10 protein-coding genes are annotated in these 16465 nt (G+C 37.6%); 4 read left to right on the top strand and 6 right to left on the bottom strand.

Annotated features, from left to right (window positions below; translation table 11 throughout):
- Positions 1–16: 16 nt before the first annotated feature.
- Both phoR and phoB read right to left on the bottom strand, forming a co-directional pair.
- Entirely contained in the window at positions 17–1315 is a 1299-nt protein-coding gene (phoR, locus tag LW139_RS03470; RefSeq protein ID WP_109408021.1) for a phosphate regulon sensor histidine kinase PhoR, read from the bottom strand.
- 23 nt (positions 1316–1338) lie between these two features.
- Positions 1339–2028: a phosphate regulon transcriptional regulator PhoB gene (gene phoB, locus LW139_RS03465; protein WP_072069424.1), complete on the bottom strand. Its 690-nt coding sequence runs from the start codon at positions 2026–2028 to the stop codon at positions 1339–1341.
- 219 nt (positions 2029–2247) lie between these two features.
- Here phoB and sbcD point away from each other — a divergent pair, with 219 nt between their 5' ends.
- From sbcD to LW139_RS03450, 3 genes are all read left to right on the top strand, one after another.
- A complete protein-coding gene (gene sbcD / locus LW139_RS03460; protein ID WP_227336434.1) occupies positions 2248–3480 on the top strand; it encodes an exonuclease subunit SbcD in 1233 nt (410 codons plus the stop codon).
- Positions 3477–7205 carry an AAA family ATPase gene (locus LW139_RS03455; protein WP_166539467.1) on the top strand — a complete coding sequence of 1243 codons (3729 nt, stop codon included), beginning with the start codon at positions 3477–3479 and terminating at the stop codon, positions 7203–7205. The genes sbcD and LW139_RS03455 overlap by 4 nt, the downstream gene beginning before the upstream one ends.
- 130 nt (positions 7206–7335) lie before the next feature.
- Positions 7336–7935 (top strand): nitroreductase family protein, encoded by a 600-nt coding sequence (locus tag LW139_RS03450; protein WP_109408025.1) that lies wholly within the window; start codon positions 7336–7338, stop codon positions 7933–7935.
- A 284-nt stretch (positions 7936–8219) separates the two neighbouring features.
- Here LW139_RS03450 and LW139_RS03445 read toward each other — a convergent pair whose 3' ends face one another.
- The 4 genes from LW139_RS03445 to LW139_RS03430 all read right to left on the bottom strand — a co-directional run bounded on the left by LW139_RS03445 (position 8220) and on the right by LW139_RS03430 (position 13941).
- Entirely contained in the window at positions 8220–9842 is a 1623-nt protein-coding gene (locus LW139_RS03445; RefSeq protein WP_166539466.1) for a bifunctional metallophosphatase/5'-nucleotidase, read from the bottom strand.
- Positions 9843–9861: 19 nt separating this feature from the next.
- Complete coding sequence (locus LW139_RS03440; RefSeq protein ID WP_109408027.1) at positions 9862–10638, bottom strand: ribonuclease T2 family protein; 777 nt, start codon at positions 10636–10638, stop codon at positions 9862–9864.
- Between the two features lie 85 nt (positions 10639–10723).
- Entirely contained in the window at positions 10724–12679 is a 1956-nt protein-coding gene (locus tag LW139_RS03435) for a bifunctional 2',3'-cyclic-nucleotide 2'-phosphodiesterase/3'-nucleotidase (protein WP_166539465.1), read from the bottom strand.
- Between the two features lie 83 nt (positions 12680–12762).
- Positions 12763–13941: a porin gene (locus LW139_RS03430; protein ID WP_227336432.1), complete on the bottom strand. Its 1179-nt coding sequence runs from the start codon at positions 13939–13941 to the stop codon at positions 12763–12765.
- A gap of 1328 nt (positions 13942–15269) precedes the next feature.
- Here LW139_RS03430 and rdgC point away from each other — a divergent pair.
- The gene (gene rdgC / locus LW139_RS03425) at positions 15270–16178 is read left to right on the top strand and encodes a recombination-associated protein RdgC (RefSeq protein ID WP_109408029.1); all 909 of its coding nucleotides are present in this window, start codon (positions 15270–15272) and stop codon (positions 16176–16178) included.
- Positions 16179–16465: the final 287 nt, after the last annotated feature.

Here is a 16465-nt window from a genome sequence, read left to right as displayed (position 1 = left end):
TAAATAGAAAAGCTGATTAGTGTACTTTTTTAGCAGATAGTAAGGTTTGAGGCAGAATAAAAGAAAACGTACTTCCACTCCCAACTTTACTTTCAATATTCAATTGTGAATGATGATGAAGCAGTGATTTTTTCACAATTGCCAACCCTAATCCTGTACCACCAGAATGACGAGAGCGTGCCTTATCAACACGGTAAAAACGTTCTGTTAAACGTGTTAAGTGTTCAGCACTGATCCCTGAGCCATTGTCGGAGACACTAAATAACATACCTTGAGGAATTTTCTTCCAGCTGACTTTTATTGTTGTGCCTTCTTCTGTGTGATTAATCGCGTTATAGACTAAATTAGAAACGGCACTACGCAATTGCTCTTCATTACCACGTACAGCCCACTGTTCATCAATATCAAAGGTAATATGATGTTGGCCTTGGCTTAGTGAGTTTGCCTCTTGTTGCAATAAAGTTAAAATGGCGGGTATATCGACAATCTTATTTAAATCAATATGAGGAGCTGATTCAATACGGGAAAGTTGTAAGAGCTGCTTTACCAACGTATCCATCCGTTTAGCTTGTTCCTGCATTGTCATTATCGCTTTATGTTCTGCGGGTTTTTCTGCACTATTTTCTTCCATCATTTCAAGATAGCCTTGAATAACGGTTAAAGGCGTTCTTAATTCGTGGCTCACGTTGGCAAAAAAATCACGTCGTGCATTTTCTAGTTTATTTTTTTCTGTCACATCTCGCGCTACCATTAGGCGCTGATCTTCGCTATATGGCATCACACGAAATTCCACAATAGAGCCATTATTAAGAGAAATCGTTAAAGGGTGACTAAAATCGCCTGCGGTAAAATAGTGCAAGAAATCTGGGTAACGTAATAAATTAAAAATATTTTGCCCGTTGTCTTCTGGCCAGCGAAAACCTAATAAATGTTGAGCTAAGCTGTTACACCAAAAAATATTACCTTCATTGGTCATCATTACAACCGCATCAGGTAGGCTTTCAGCCCCGCTTCTAAAACGCTTAATTAAATCACCTAATTCTCGACGTCGCTTACGATTACGTTGCTGTGTTTGTCGAATACCATAAAAAATAGGCTCCCATCCTCCTCTGCCTTCGGGGGGTAAGACTGAGCGATCGAGCCATAACCATTTAGACAATTTCATCAAATTATAAGCATGCCAAACCAAAGCACTAAGAAGTGATACCACCAGTAGCCAAGGAAGATGGCCAATAAAAAGCGATAATACAAAGGCAGGTAAGCAAAATAGACATAGCCCCCAGACGAGGGCTTTCCATGATAGTCGTTCTAACACCTGACGATTACTCCCATATTGACTTAGAAACGGGCAGAGAAGCGATATCCCGTTCCACGTACTGTTTGTATCATTCGGTCATGACCATCTTCTTCAATGGCTTTACGTAAACGACGAATATGCACATCCACAGTACGGTCTTCGACATAAACATTCGTTCCCCAAACATAGTTTAGCAGTTGTTCTCTGCTATATACGCGTTCAGGATGAGTCATAAAAAAGTGCAGGAGTTTAAATTCGGTAGGCCCCATATCAATCGGTTTATCTTGACTCGTTACTCGATGAGAAACAGGATCAAGCGATAATCCATTGAATTCAATGATATCTTCCGCTGACATCGGTGATAAACGTCGTAAAATTGCCTTCACACGGGCGACAAGCTCTTTAGGTGAAAAGGGCTTGATAACATAATCATCAGCTCCCGTTTCTAAGCCTTGGACTTTATCTTCTTCTTCCCCTTTTGCCGTTAACATAATAATAGGGATGTCACGAGTATTACTCTCTCGCTTCATCTGTTTTATTACCTGTAAACCGGAGCCTCCGGGGATCATCCAATCTAATAAAACCAGATCAGGGTAAGGATCGATAAGAAAACTCAATGCAGAATCATAATCTTCTGCTTCAATTGGTTGAAAACCATTTTGTTCTAAAACAAAACAGATCATCTCTCGAATTGCGGTTTCATCTTCAACAACAAGAATACGCCTTGCCATACTCTATCCTGTGTAATGTATATAGAGGGTCAAAATGATTATGATGCAGTTTTATGACAGATTTATGACTAACCTTAACATTACTGAAATACCATGGTGTTGTTAAGGTAAATAAATCATTTTTTGGTGAAAAATCGCTCAAAAAAAGGCTTACTGTTGAGTTTTCACTAAAAAAGCAAGGTGCGCTATACTCTGAGCAAATAAAAAAGAGGGATAGCAATGCGGATTATTCACACATCAGACTGGCATTTAGGGCAATATTTTTTTACTAAAACCCGCGCACAAGAACATCAACAATTTCTTGATTGGTTATTAGTACAAATTAAGGTTCATCAAGTTGATGCCCTAATTGTTGCTGGTGATATATTTGATACTGGCTCACCCCCAAGCTATGCCAGAGAGCTGTATAATCGCTTTGTTGTTGCAATGAGAGACACACAATGCCAATTAGTTATTTTAGGTGGCAATCACGATTCCGTCGCAACACTCAATGAATCTAAATCACTATTGGCATGTTTAAATACCACTGTTATTGCCAGTGTTCATACCGAAACGCCGCAAGCACCGTTAATTCTTCGTCAAAAAGATAACGCGCCAGGAGCATTACTGTGTGCGATCCCCTATCTACGCCCTAGAGATATGATAACTAGCCGAAGTGGGCAATCCGGTGCTGAAAAACAAAACGCGCTAAAAGAAGCGATTGCTGATTATTATCAAGTTCAATATCAAGCAGCTCTCGATTTACGTGAACAATTGAACGCCAAGATCCCTATTATTGCGACAGGCCATCTGACAACGATTGGTGCAAGTGTGAGCGATTCTGTACGTGAAATATATATCGGTACTTTAGAAGCCTTCTCTGCAACCCTATTTCCTGAATTTGATTATATTGCTCTTGGCCATATTCATCGCCCTCAAGTGGTGAATAAATCAGGACATATTCGTTACAGTGGTTCACCAATTCCTTTAAGTTTTGATGAGAGTGGACAACAAAAAAGTGTCTGCCTTATCGATTTTGAGCAAGATAAATTAGCTGAGCTTACGCTACTCCCTATCCCCGAATTCCAGCTATTGCGTACAATTGCAGGATCATTAAAAGAAATAGCCACACAGCTTGAAAATTTTAAAAACCAATATGCTGAAACAGAGACGACTATCTGGTTGGATATTGAAGTTTCTACACAAGATTATCTCAGTGATATACAAACTCGTATTCAAGAGTTAACTAACAACCCACTTTTTGATGTGGTTTTATTAAGAAGATCTAGAAAACAACGCCAAGTGCTCACTCAAAATGAAAAAGAAACACTGACAGAATTAACGGTCTATGATGTTTTTGAAAGACGTTTAGAACAACATGAGTTTGATTCAGAAGAAACTAAAACGCGATTAACCACATTATTTAAACAAGCAGTTGAAATGGCAGAACAAGAGGATAACGAAGTAAAATGAAAATCTTAAGTCTGCGCTTTAAAAATATTAACTCCTTAAAAGGTGAATGGAAAATCAACTTTAACCAAGAGCCTTTTGTTAGCAACGGATTGTTTGCGATTACAGGCCCTACCGGTGCGGGAAAAACCACCCTTTTAGATGCCATTAGTTTAGCGCTTTATCATAGAACCCCTCGATTAGATAAAGTAACACAATCTCAAAATGAATTAATGACGCGCCATACCGCAGAGTGTTTAGCCGAAGTTGAATTTGAAGTCAAAGGTGTCGCTTATCGTGCATTTTGGGAACAACGCCGTGCTAATTATAAAGAAGATGGCAATCTTCAGGCACCACAAGCTGAACTCGTCAAAATAAATATCACTGGGGGGGAAGACAAAATATTAGCGAGCAAGATAAGCCAAGTAAAAGAGATGATCATTAATATTACAGGGCTGGATTTTGACCGATTTACTAAATCAATGTTGCTTTCACAAGGACAATTTGCAGCATTTCTTAATGCAGATGACAAATCTCGCGCGGAGTTACTCGAAGAACTCACTGGTACAGATATTTATCGTCATATTTCCCAATCAATCTTTAAACATTGGCGAGAAGAAGAACAAACGTTAAAAACACTCAAGCAACAGGCTGAAATGATGGCATTATTAGATGAAAATGCCCGCCAAGCTTTATTAACGGAACAAACAGATCTTTTTGCTAAAGAGAGCCTCTTACAAAAAGAACAACAGGAATATCAAGTAGCAAAACAGTGGCAAGAAAAAGAGATTGAACTCAATAAAAACAAAACTTTTGCGCAAACTGAGGTTAATTTAGCACAAGAAGCATTAGTGGCAGCAAAACCTGATATTCAACGTCTTGAAAATAGTGAACCTGCAGAAAAAATTCGCCCGATTTATGATGAAAAAAATCGCCTATTAAAAGAACAAGCCTATATTGAGTCGCAACTCTTAGCATTAAAGGCCGAAAAACAGCTTATTGAGCAACAAAGCCAACCAATTAATCAGCATTTAACCGAAGCACGTAACACATTTAAACAACACGATGAGAAGAAACAGCAAATATTACAACTTATTCGTGAAAAAGTGGCGCCATTAGATAATCAATTAGCCTTGCTACAACAAGATATTTCAGCAAAAACACAACAAAAAAATGCATTCGAAAAAACACAATCAGAATATCTGGAAAAAATTCAATCAACAGCACACCAACTAACAACATCACAAAAACAAGCCAGTGAATTAAATGATTATTTAAACCAACATACGGCTTATGCTCAACTTGCTGAAAATCTACCTTTATGGCAACGCTATTTTGAGCAATATGATGAAATCACAGAAAAATATTTTGTGAGCAAAAAGAGTGAAAAAACAGAGCAAGAAAAAGAACACACTCTCAAACTCGGCTTAGAAAAAGCAACTAAAGCGCTAGAGCAACAACAGCACAGTCTTAATTTACAGCAACAGCAATTAAAGGAGTTGGAAACACAACTTGAGCAACAAAATAAAGCTGATGCCATTACAGCTATCCCTTCTCGTTTACAGCAAATATCACAACAAAGAAATGCCCTTGCTAAACTGATGGGATTACAAGCTCAATTACAACGAGCGATAAAAGCAGAACATCAGTACCAAAGAACTCTGTCAGATAATCAGCAAAAAATAGTTATGTTGACTGAGAGTATTCACAAAAATGATATTGTTTTAAAAGAGAAAGAACAGCATCTTAAAGATTTAAATGATAATTATCTTTTAATACGAAAGTTAGCAGAATATGAAGAAGAGAGACAACGTTTAGTTAAAGACACCCCATGTCCTGTTTGTGGTTCAACGGAACATCCTTATGTTGAAAAATATAAGGAAATTAAACCAGACGAAACAAAAACACGATTAGATCTTTTAACGCAACAAGTTCATACATTAACAATAGAGTTAGTGGAACAAAAAACACAATGCGCTAACTATCAAGCCCAAAACAAAAAACTCAATGAAGATAGTGAACAACTCACCCAAGATATAACGACATTAAAACAACAATGGCAAACCTTAGCCCAAACACACGCATTGCCTGATGTTGACTGCAAAGAAGATACTTTAACTCAATTAGATGCCAAGCTTGAAAAAGAAGATAATTTGCTGACGCAAAAACGAGTAAATTACCAAGCATTAGAAGCAAAACTTCAGCAAGAATACAAACTGTTATCTGATACCAAAGAGCTGTTTAATCAACAACAGCAAGCGATTCTTCATCAACAAAATCAATTTACTCAACAACAAAAAGAAGTCATCAATAAACAGCAACAAACAGCACAATATTTGCAACAACAGACACAATTAGCACAAGAGATACAATCTCGAGTTGAACAACAAGGTTATCAGTTATGCCAATTTGAAGAAAAAAACCAATGGCTTAATGCGCGTAAAACAGAGAGTCAACAATATCAATCGACATTAAAAGCACATCAGGAATTACTGCAAATAATTCGTGAATTGTCATTAACGCAAGAAGAGAGAAAACGCTATTTAGCTAAAACTCAAAAAGAACTTGAGCGTGTTTTAATCCACTTTAAACAACTACATCAACAACAAGAACAGTTGAAAGCACAACGCCAAGCGTTATTCGGGACACAAACCACAGAAGATGCGCGTAATGAGTTAGAACAAAAAAGTCAGTTATTACAAAAACAAATTGAGCAATATAGCGAAGAAAAAAACCAACTTGAAGTTCGTCTAAATCAACTTATTGGTCAATATCAGGAAAATGAAAAATCGTTACAACGGCTTCATACACTTTCACAAAGCATTATTGAGCAATATCACAATACGTTAAAAAACAGCCCCTTTGCTGACGAAAATGCATTTTTAGCATCCTTGTTATCAGTCGAAGAAAGAAACCGTTTACAAGAACAACAAAAACAACGGCTTGATAAACTACTACAAGAAAAAACACGTTTAGATACACAAGAAAAGACATATCAACAACATTTGTCACAACAGCCATTATTGGCAACACAGCAAAACATCGAACAAATTAATGCTCAATTATTGCTGTTAGAAACACAAATAACCCACTTACAAGAGACAAAATTTCGCATCCAAGAGCAACTACGCACTGATGAAGAAAAACGCAAAGAGCAACAAAGTCTATTGACCCATATTGCTAAACAGCAAGCTCAATTTGATGATTGGAGTTATTTAAACGAATTGGTGGGCTCTGCTTCAGGGGATAAATTTAGCCGTTTTGCTCAAGGATTAACGCTCGATCATTTGATTTATTTAGCTAACCACCGTTTAGAAAAACTACATGGACGTTATTTCTTACAACGTAAAACACCTGCAAGCCTTGAACTACAAATTGCAGACACATGGCAAGCAGATGCATTGCGAGATACACGTACTCTCTCGGGAGGAGAAAGTTTCTTAGTCAGTTTATCGCTCGCTCTCGCACTTTCTGATTTGGTCAGTAATAAGACACAGATTGAGTCACTATTTCTAGATGAAGGTTTTGGCACACTCGATCCTGATACGCTAGATATCGCATTAGATGCACTCGATAGCCTTAATGCTTCTGGCAAAATTATTGGTGTGATTAGTCACGTAGAAGCCATGAAAGAACGCATTCCGGTACAGATCAAAGTGAAGAAAGCCGGTGGATTAGGTATTAGCCAGCTTGCTCCTGAGTTTAGATATGAAGATAAACAGAATCTAAATCAAGCAGTTAAAAACTAAGTCGAATATTTTGACGTAACTGATTAAATTTTTTATATATCAATAAATCACCAATAGCCCCTATAGTATGTCCATAGATTAGCCCAAGCTAAGACACGCTTTAAGCGCTTAAATTTATCAAGGAGACATCATGTCTAACGCATTTACTGATTTAATGAAAAAACGTAGAACAATTTATCATTTAGGTAATCAACTTCCAATTAGCGAAGACAGAGTCACGGCGATTATCAAAGAAGCGGTTAAAGAGAGTCCAACTGCATTTAACTCACAAACATCTCGTGTGGTTGTTCTGTTTGGTGAACAACATCAAAAACTGTGGGATATCGTTAAAAATACCCTGAAAAAATTAGTACCCGCAGAAGCATTCAGTGCAACTGAAGCAAAAATTAATAGCTTCGCCGCAGGTGCTGGTTCAATTTTGTATTTCGAAGATACTGATATCGTAAAAGGTCTGCAAGAGCAATTCCCACTGTATGCTGAGAACTTCCCTGTATGGTCAGAGCAAGCAAGTGGTATGGCACAACTTTCTGTTTGGACTGCATTAGCAGCAGAGAACGTAGGTGCTTCATTACAACACTACAACCCAATTATTGATGACGAAGTTCATGCAACTTGGGATCTGCCAAAAACATGGAAATTAAGAGCTCAAATGGTCTTTGGTTCAATTGAACAAGAGGCTGGTGAGAAGAATTATATGGAAGATGATTCACGCTTTAAAATCTTCAAATAAGTGTTAGAACAGACATCTGACAAAAGACCCTAAATAATACCCTCTTTTTTTACTTTCATTCCTTGCCCACAGCCACTGTGGGCTTTTTTTTATTATATGCCCACAAAGCAAGAATGGCAGCCTTATACCACCACTCTAAAAATTCCATAAAAAAAGAGCAAAGTGCGCAATGAATACAAAGGTAGGGATGGACCCTTTGTGTTCAACACTTTGCTCTCTTTATTTATTTACGCACCCCTTACCAAAGTAAAAGGTGCGATTTTCACAAGGCGTATGAAAATACGTTATTTACGTGTGATGTTATTCGCTTTTGGTTGAGCAATTGGAGACTGCTCAGCAAAGTATTTCACGACTGCATCAACATCTGGCACGCTGTAAACTGGATCTTTACCTTCTTTCAGTACAGAGAAGTTACTACCACCTGTTGCTAAGTATTCGTTAGCCACAACACGGTAAGATGCTTTCATATCCACTGGTTTGCCGTCAATTTTCATTGATTCAACGATAACACGGTTACCATTAGATGCTTTGCTATCCCATGTGTACTGGAAGTTACCTGAAATCGCTAACACTTGTGGACGTGAACGATCCCACTGTTGTTCTAACAGGCGCTTGATTTGCTCACCCGTTAATGTTTGAGTTAACAGTACGTTAGAGAATGGCTGTACAGTGTAGATTGCGTTATAAGAAACATCACCACCGGTCATATCAGCACGAATACCACCGCTGTTCATAAACGCGATTTGTGCGCCACCCATATCTTTTGGTTTAGCCGTATATAAATGTGCATCAGCAATCACTTGACCCAGTGCAGATTCACCCGCATCGTTAGTTTGCTTAGTTAAATTGCCTTCTAACTTACCGATAATGCGGTTAGCTAATGGGGTAGCAATTTTTTCGTAAGCTTCTAACAGTTTAGTGATTGCTGGATCTTTTTCGTATTTACGGTTATCAACCCAAATGTTACGAGCTTCGATATCAACAACATCTTTCGTTGTTTTATCCAATTTCAGGTCGATACGCGTTAACATTGCACCATTAGACTGTGCCGATGTCACTGATTTACCGTTGATAGTACAGTTGTAAGCTTGGTGAGTATGACCAGTAACAACGAAGTCGATAGCTGGATCTAATTGCTCAACAACACCCAGAACTTTACCTGTAATACCATTACATGCGTTGATATTAACTGGACCACCATCACGACGCTGTGCAGCACCTTCGTGGATCAGAACACCAATTGCTTGAACGCCTTTTGCTTTTAACTGAGGCACTAATGCGTTAATTGTTTTTGCTTCATTGTGGAAGCTTAAACCTTCGGTTCCTTTAGGTGTTACGATAGCCGCAGTACCTTCTAAAGTTAAACCGATGAATGCAACAGGAATACCGTTGAATTCTTTAATAACGTATTCTGGGAATAATGTTTTGCCAGTTTCGTTAACAATAACGTTAGCTGCTAAGTATTGGAAATCTGCGCCTTTAAACTCAGTTGGGCCTTGGCACCCCGTTACTGGGTGGCAACCACCGTTTTGTTTACGCAGTAATTCGCCCATGCCTTTATCAAATTCATGGTTACCCACAGAAGTTGCTTCTAAGCCTGCTAATGATAATGCTTCAATTGAAGGCTCATCATGGAACATTGAAGATAACAGTGGGCTTGCACCAACCATATCACCCGCCGCAACAACGATGTTGTTCGGGTTATCTTTCTTCATTTCTTTAATTAACGTAGCCATATGCTCAATGCCACCAGGTTTGTTTGGACCTGGCGCTTTTAGCGCACCGTGGAAGTCGTTCATTGCGATAACGCGCACATCAACAACATTAGCTTCGTCGTAGTTCTTTGCACAACCTGCTAATAAGACTGAGCTTACAGCAAGTGCAACGAGTTTATATTTATGGTTCATTTAAAATTTATCCCTAAGATCAAAATTCACGTTTCGGACAATCAATTACTTCGAAATCTTTGCTATAACAGATATAGAATTCATCTCGATTAATTTGAATTTCTTTATCCTTCAGTGATGGATTGTGTTCTTTTAAGAACTTAATCAATGCACTATTTGAAGGACGGCCTTCTGGTAATACTAACGCTTCATACAACTCTTTTTGTTTACCAAAGAATGCATCTGGTGTATCAAACGCACAAACACCATGTTTTTCCCATTCGCCTTGTAACAGATCGATACCCGGAGAATCACACAGATAAGGTTTGATAGCAGAGTATTCTAAAGGTGGTAAATCGCCTTTACATAAACGAGGATGCTTGCGTATGTCTTTCCAATCACGGCAGTCTTCCCATGATTTGCCATCACAGGTTTCAGCCCACAGCCCATGAACAATCCAACCAAATTTATTATCTGAGAAGCATTGGATTTCAAATTTATCGTACTCACGTTTTGCACGATCTTTTTCATTATCGTTATTTAAACGTTTAATATTATTACTTTTATAATCACAAAAAGCCGGTGAGTAGTTAATCGCTAACTTAAAGTAATCTGTTGATGCTGTGCTGTTTTGACCATAGCGATCATTAGAAGCAATGTAGTCGTAAGGTGCTGTTGGAGCATCAGGTAAAATACAAGATACGCCTTCAACTAATTTAGCTTGAGGTTTTAATGGTTCTGTAATTTCAGGTGCTTGCGTTGCACATCCTGCTAACACTAACGCAAAAGCAGCAGGCAATAGCTTCATAAAGCGCATAAAATCCCCTTAAAGAGTCATAACACCACTCTTTTGGTTCAAAAAGGTAAGAAAAAACCTGCCCTGAACGGGCAGGTTTAATTGCTTATTTCTTCTCAGTTAAATCGATTTTGTAAATTGCAAAACCAATTTCATCATTTTCCACGAAGGTCATTGGATATTGAGCGAAATCTTTAATAAATGTAGCCGCTTTTTCACTTGGTGAAGTTTCAAAACGGACATCTAACGCTTTATCAGTCTTAATAGGTAAGAATGACCAGTTGTTAGCGGCTTTAGTCGCAACTTCACCTTTTTCTTTAGTTTGTTTAGCAATGTAAGAAGCTAAGATTGCACGGTTTTCATCTGGAGATGCAAACGCAATATTCGCTTCACCTGTACCAGCAAACTTACCGCCGTATCCACGGTAGTTATTTGTTGCGATCAGGAATGTTGCTTTAGGATCGATTGGTTTGCCTTCGTAAGTCACTTCTTTGATACGATTCGCATCTTTATTAACGACTTGGCAATCAACGTCATATTTAGCTGGTTGAGTTAAGTCAACTTTATAGTTCACACCACTAATGGTGTCGAAGTTATAAGTACGGAAACCATCCCAGTTGATCAGTTCTTGTGGTTTAGTTGAGTTAGGATCAACTTGGTTCCACATACCCGCTGAACATTCTAACCATTCAACAACATCCGCACCGGTCGCTTTAACAACCACTAATGTGTTTGGATACAGATATAAGTCTGCAGCGTTACGGAATGTTAAGTCACCTTTTTCAACTTCTACGAAGTCTGCTGGTGCATTTTTACGACCACCCGCTTTAAATGGCGCAGCTGCACCTAATACTGGTAAACCGTCTAAGTTCGGATCACCTTGAATAAAGTGTTTGGTGTAATCAACTTGTGCATCATTAACAATTTGTACAGTTGGATCACTTTGTACTAATGCTAAGAAGCTGTACATGTTGGCAGAAGCTTTACCAATGTGTTTACCCACGAAATCACGGGTACCTTGGTGTGCTTTTTCGATGATTTGAGCTAATTCAGCATCACGTTCAACTAATGCTTTTTTGTTTGCTTTATCAAAGATAGGACGCGCTTCACCTGTTGCTTCAGTCATCACCCATTTACCGCTGTCGTTATTGATAACCATATCAACAACACCTAAGTGATCACCCCATTGGCCAGGCATAACAGCAGGAACACCGTTTACAGTACCTTTCGCTGTATCTACGCCTTTAATACCTTCAAATTCTTTGCTTGGGAATACGCCGTGAGCGTGACCAAACATGATTGCATTGATGCCTTCAACTTCACTTAAATAATAAACAGAGTTTTCAGCCATTGCTTTGTACGGCTCTGACGCAAAACCAGAGTGAGGAATAGCCACAATCAGGTCAGCACCCTCTTTTTTCATTTGAGGGACGAATTTTTTCGCTGTTTCTGTAATATCATTTACAACGACCTTACCATCCAGATTGGCTTTATCCCAGATTAAGATCTGTGGTGGTACGAAGCCGATATAACCAATCTTGATAGTGTGTTCTTTACCATCACGATCTTTTACTGGTGTATCAACAATGATATAAGGTGTGAAATAGTTTTTGCCTGTTTTCGCATCCATCACGTTGGCGTTGATGTAAGGGAATTTAGCACCAGCAATGGCTTTTTTCAGGTAATCTAAACCATAGTTAAATTCATGGTTACCAAAGTTACCGACTGTGTAGCCCATGGTGTTCATCAGCTGGTGAGCTGGATGAGATTCGCCTTTTTCTAAGCCTTTAGCTGCTTGGTAGTCAGCCAGTGGGCTACCTTGGATCAAGTCGCCGTTATCAACTAAAATCGCATTGGTTGCTTCAGCTTTTGCTGCTTTAATTAAATTAGCAGTACGGACATAACCAAACTGTTCTGTTGGTTTGTCTTTGAAGTAGTCAAAGTCGATTAAGTTACTGTGAACATCAGACGTCTCCATAATACGAAGATCGACTGTCGCAGCATTCACGTTGAATGCGACAAACATTGCTAATGTTGAAATTTTCAACACATTCTTAACCATTACACACCCCTTATATATTGGTTAACAGGAGAGCAAAATGGCTCTCCTTTCGTTACTTCTGTCAAACAGTCTCTTTGAAAGGACTAGAAGTACAGACGCATACCTGTTTCGAAGATATATTGTTTTTTATCTTCATACTTCACGTTATCGCTACGAGCATCATCGTATGCCATTTCAGCGAATAAACGTAAGTTGTTATATTTAGATACTGCAAAACGTTTATCTACACCCACAGTATAGGTTTCTTTTTTGTAGTTGAACGTGTTTGCATCACCATCACGCAGGTAGTAACCCGCATACATACCACTTTCGATACGATCCCAGTGCCATTTCACACCAACACCGTATAAGTCAGCTTTCCAGTCGCCTTTAACAGAACTCCAACTAGTCGGAGCTTGATTTGCTTCTAAAGCAAAACCGTTATTTTTACCACGAGATTGACCATAGTCTAAACCGATAGAAAATTCACGGCCAGGGAAGAAGTATTCCGCACCAAAAGCTAAAATACTATTCTCTGGGTTTTTACCTTTATTTGGACTATTTTTAGAGGTAGTTGCTTCACCAGTAGCTGAAGAGTAGCCAGCATCAAATTCTAAGCCAAAGGTTGATTTATAAAAACCAACGATAGAATATGCACGAGTAATATCACCCGCTACACGGCGACCATCTTCACCTGTTTTACCTGTCACTGTACCCGCTAATTTAAAGCCTTCATAACGGTTAGTTTCTAAGAAAATAGTTTGTGGTAAACGGGTCATAAAGTTGTTTTTACCAACACCTTTTCCATCAGCATAGCCATTGTGATAACCTACTGAACGACCTAATACATCGCTGAAGTAGAATACACCGGTGTTACCATAGCCGTAGCTTGATTTTTTCACCCAGTCGATCGGAATATAAGTACGACCAAACTGAATTTGACCATAATCACGATGAGAGAAACCGACATAACCTACACGGTTGTACATTTCAAAGTTTGATTTAGGGTTGTCACTGTTAGTTTTTTGAGTGTCTGAACCCCACTCTAATTTACCAAATACTTTGATATCGTTAGTCAGTTCGTGTGAACCAAAGAAACCGATACGGCTACCGTCATCATTCATTTTCATTTCATGATTTTGGCTAGTCACTTGTGTTTTTAAACGGAACTGACCGTTTACATCAAAACGTGTACCTTTATCGTTATACACGTTTACTGCGTTTGCAGATCCAGAAAGAACCAACAAACCAACCAGTGCTGCTAGAGGCTTCAAGCTTTTCATGATTAAAATACCCATCTATTTTCTATAGTTTTATGATTTCCTTTAAGGTCAAAAATAATACCGCCGTATATAGTTGACCTGAGATTCGGACAAAAGATCTCTGCCACGAATTTCGAAAAAGAAAATCGCTCTCACAATTGATAATTTTTATAGCTACTAATTATGACTCTACAAAATTTTCTTAAAGGTTTTAATTTCCTTGACACAGACGTAATCACCAATAAGACACAAAAATAATATCCTCATTATATTTAAATAAGGGCATTGCTTTTATTTCTGTTAGGAAAAGAAATAGGTCGTTGAGTTTTCGTTGGCATGTTACTCAAAAAAAAGCCCTTCTTTCGTGATGTAGCCCACAATTACACCAACATGCAATTTCACGGTTACATACCTAAGTGATAGGTATCACAATTAAAGGTAAAGATACGTGTTTTTTGAACTAAATCAACTTTTTAAAAATAACATTTTTTGATTTTTCTTTTAGATTTCATTTTGTTACAAGACTATTTTTTTTGCTAATAAAAAATTTATCCCCCTATTTAATATATTTAAAAGGAAGTATTAATTTTAACCACTAAATAAATAACACTAAAGATTTAAATATTGTTATCCCTAATTAATAATTTTTTATCTTTATATTTATTTCTTATTTAAATAAAAGCAAAATCACATTTAAATACAATTTAACTGGTGGTAACGAGTAACACTCACTCAAAAAAAGAATAATTAACTACAAATATTAAAAAGAGAAGCACAAGAATACCATTCAATCACAATATCTAATCAATACGTACAAGTAACAAAGAAACACAAGAAAACATTACAAATTCTAAACTATAACCATGGTTAATATAAAAAGCCCAATTGTGCTATTTTGACAATATTTAAAAAACAAATATTCAATTTTGTGATACAGATCACCTAGATGTTTGTGAAAAATCACTCTTTATATTTTCCTGTTTTTGTGACAATTATCACATGAGTCCGTCAAGAAGATTTTTGTTTTGTAAATTAATGCAGGGATAAATCTGAAAATGATTTCATATTGTAAACAAAAAATGGCTAAAAAATGAAATTATGTGATTATTGTCACATAAGAGCTTGTACTAAAAATCTCGTTATTTCAGTATTAATATTCTTCGTTAATTCAATATAAATAAGAATAAAACTCATTATCATAGAGTAGATTTACTAATTATTCGTTTCAGCTTTTTTTTCTTTTTTATTAAATAACATTATGGATATTTTCTTTTAAGGGATATTACCTTTTAGATACCCTAAACATTCAGTATCATAATGCGGTAAATAATGATTAAGGGGAATGTCAGATGCTGTGGTTTAAAAATATTTTGGTCTATCGCTTAAATAAAGAGATAGCACTGTCAATGGATGAGTTAGAACAACAGCTTGCTTCATTGGCATTCACACCTTGCAGTAGCCAAGATATGACCAGAACAGGTTGGGTTTCGCCTATGGGCGATCGTGGTGAAGCACTTATTCATGTTGCTGGTAAGCAAGTGATGATATGTGCACGAAAAGAAGACAAAATCTTACCTGCAACAGTGATTAAAAACGCCTTACAAGACAAAGTTGAAAAACTTGAAGGTGAACAAGGGCGCAAACTGAAAAAAACAGAAAAAGCGACCCTAAAAGATGAAGTAGTTCACACATTACTTCCTCGTGCTTTTAGCAAATTCTCACAAACTTTTATTTGGTTAGATTTAGAAAAACAATTAGTCATTGTTGATTCAGGCAGTGCAAAACGTGCTGAAGATAACTTAGCTTTGTTACGCAAAACCTTAGGTTCATTACCTGTTGTTCCTCTGAACTTTAATGAATCTGTTGAATTAAAAATGACTGAGTGGGTACGCTCTGGAGAACTTCCAGCCGGTTTTACCTTAATGGATGAAGCAGAGCTAAAAGCCGTACTAGAAGAAGGCGGTGTTATTCGTTGTAAGAAACAAGAATTAGTCTCTGATGAAATTGCGACACATATTGAAGCAGGCAAATTTGTCACCAAACTTTCTGTAGATTGGGAAGATCGCCTTCAATTTATGCTATGTGATGATGGCTCTATCAAACGCATTAAATTCAGTGAAACTTTACGTGAGCAAAATGATGATATCGATAAAGCCGATTTTGCCCAACGTTTTGATGCCGACTTTGTTTTAATGACCGGTGAATTAAGCGCTTTAATTGAACGAGTCACTGAAGTTTTAGGCGGCGAAGCAGAGTAACCCGTATAGAATGCAACAAGCAGATCAGCCATCCCGCTGATCTGCCCGCAATACTCTTCTACTCATTCATTGACTCTTCTACTCATTCATTGACTCTTTTACTCATTCATTGACTCTTTTACTCTTTTACTCTTTTACTCTTTTACTCTTTTACTCTTTTACTCTTTTACTCTTTATATCCTATTGAATACTCTAAATAATTCAAGATGTAGCTAGGCGACAAATGAACGAGTCGCTAGGAGCATACAATAGTATGTGACTAGTGCGAGTGAATGCCGTCAACAACG

It is taken from the genome of Proteus vulgaris (assembly GCF_023100685.1).
Classification (GTDB): domain Bacteria; phylum Pseudomonadota; class Gammaproteobacteria; order Enterobacterales; family Enterobacteriaceae; genus Proteus.
The sequence above is the reverse complement of the archived record's forward strand: the minus strand, read 5'-3'. Positions and strand labels throughout refer to the sequence as shown.

Excerpts from the sequence above, each read along its gene's own strand:
- phoB (WP_072069424.1), bottom strand. The coding sequence starts at position 2,028 with ATGGCAAGGCGTATTCTTGTTGTTGAAGATGAAACCGCAATTCGAGAG.
- sbcD (WP_227336434.1), top strand. The coding sequence starts at position 2,248 with ATGCGGATTATTCACACATCAGACTGGCATTTAGGGCAATATTTTTTT.
- LW139_RS03455 (WP_166539467.1), top strand. The coding sequence starts at position 3,477 with ATGAAAATCTTAAGTCTGCGCTTTAAAAATATTAACTCCTTAAAAGGT.
- LW139_RS03450 (WP_109408025.1), top strand. The coding sequence starts at position 7,336 with ATGTCTAACGCATTTACTGATTTAATGAAAAAACGTAGAACAATTTAT.
- LW139_RS03445 (WP_166539466.1), bottom strand. The coding sequence starts at position 9,842 with ATGAACCATAAATATAAACTCGTTGCACTTGCTGTAAGCTCAGTCTTA.
- LW139_RS03440 (WP_109408027.1), bottom strand. The coding sequence starts at position 10,638 with ATGCGCTTTATGAAGCTATTGCCTGCTGCTTTTGCGTTAGTGTTAGCA.
- LW139_RS03435 (WP_166539465.1), bottom strand. The coding sequence starts at position 12,679 with ATGGTTAAGAATGTGTTGAAAATTTCAACATTAGCAATGTTTGTCGCA.
- LW139_RS03430 (WP_227336432.1), bottom strand. The coding sequence starts at position 13,941 with ATGAAAAGCTTGAAGCCTCTAGCAGCACTGGTTGGTTTGTTGGTTCTT.
- rdgC (WP_109408029.1), top strand. The coding sequence starts at position 15,270 with ATGCTGTGGTTTAAAAATATTTTGGTCTATCGCTTAAATAAAGAGATA.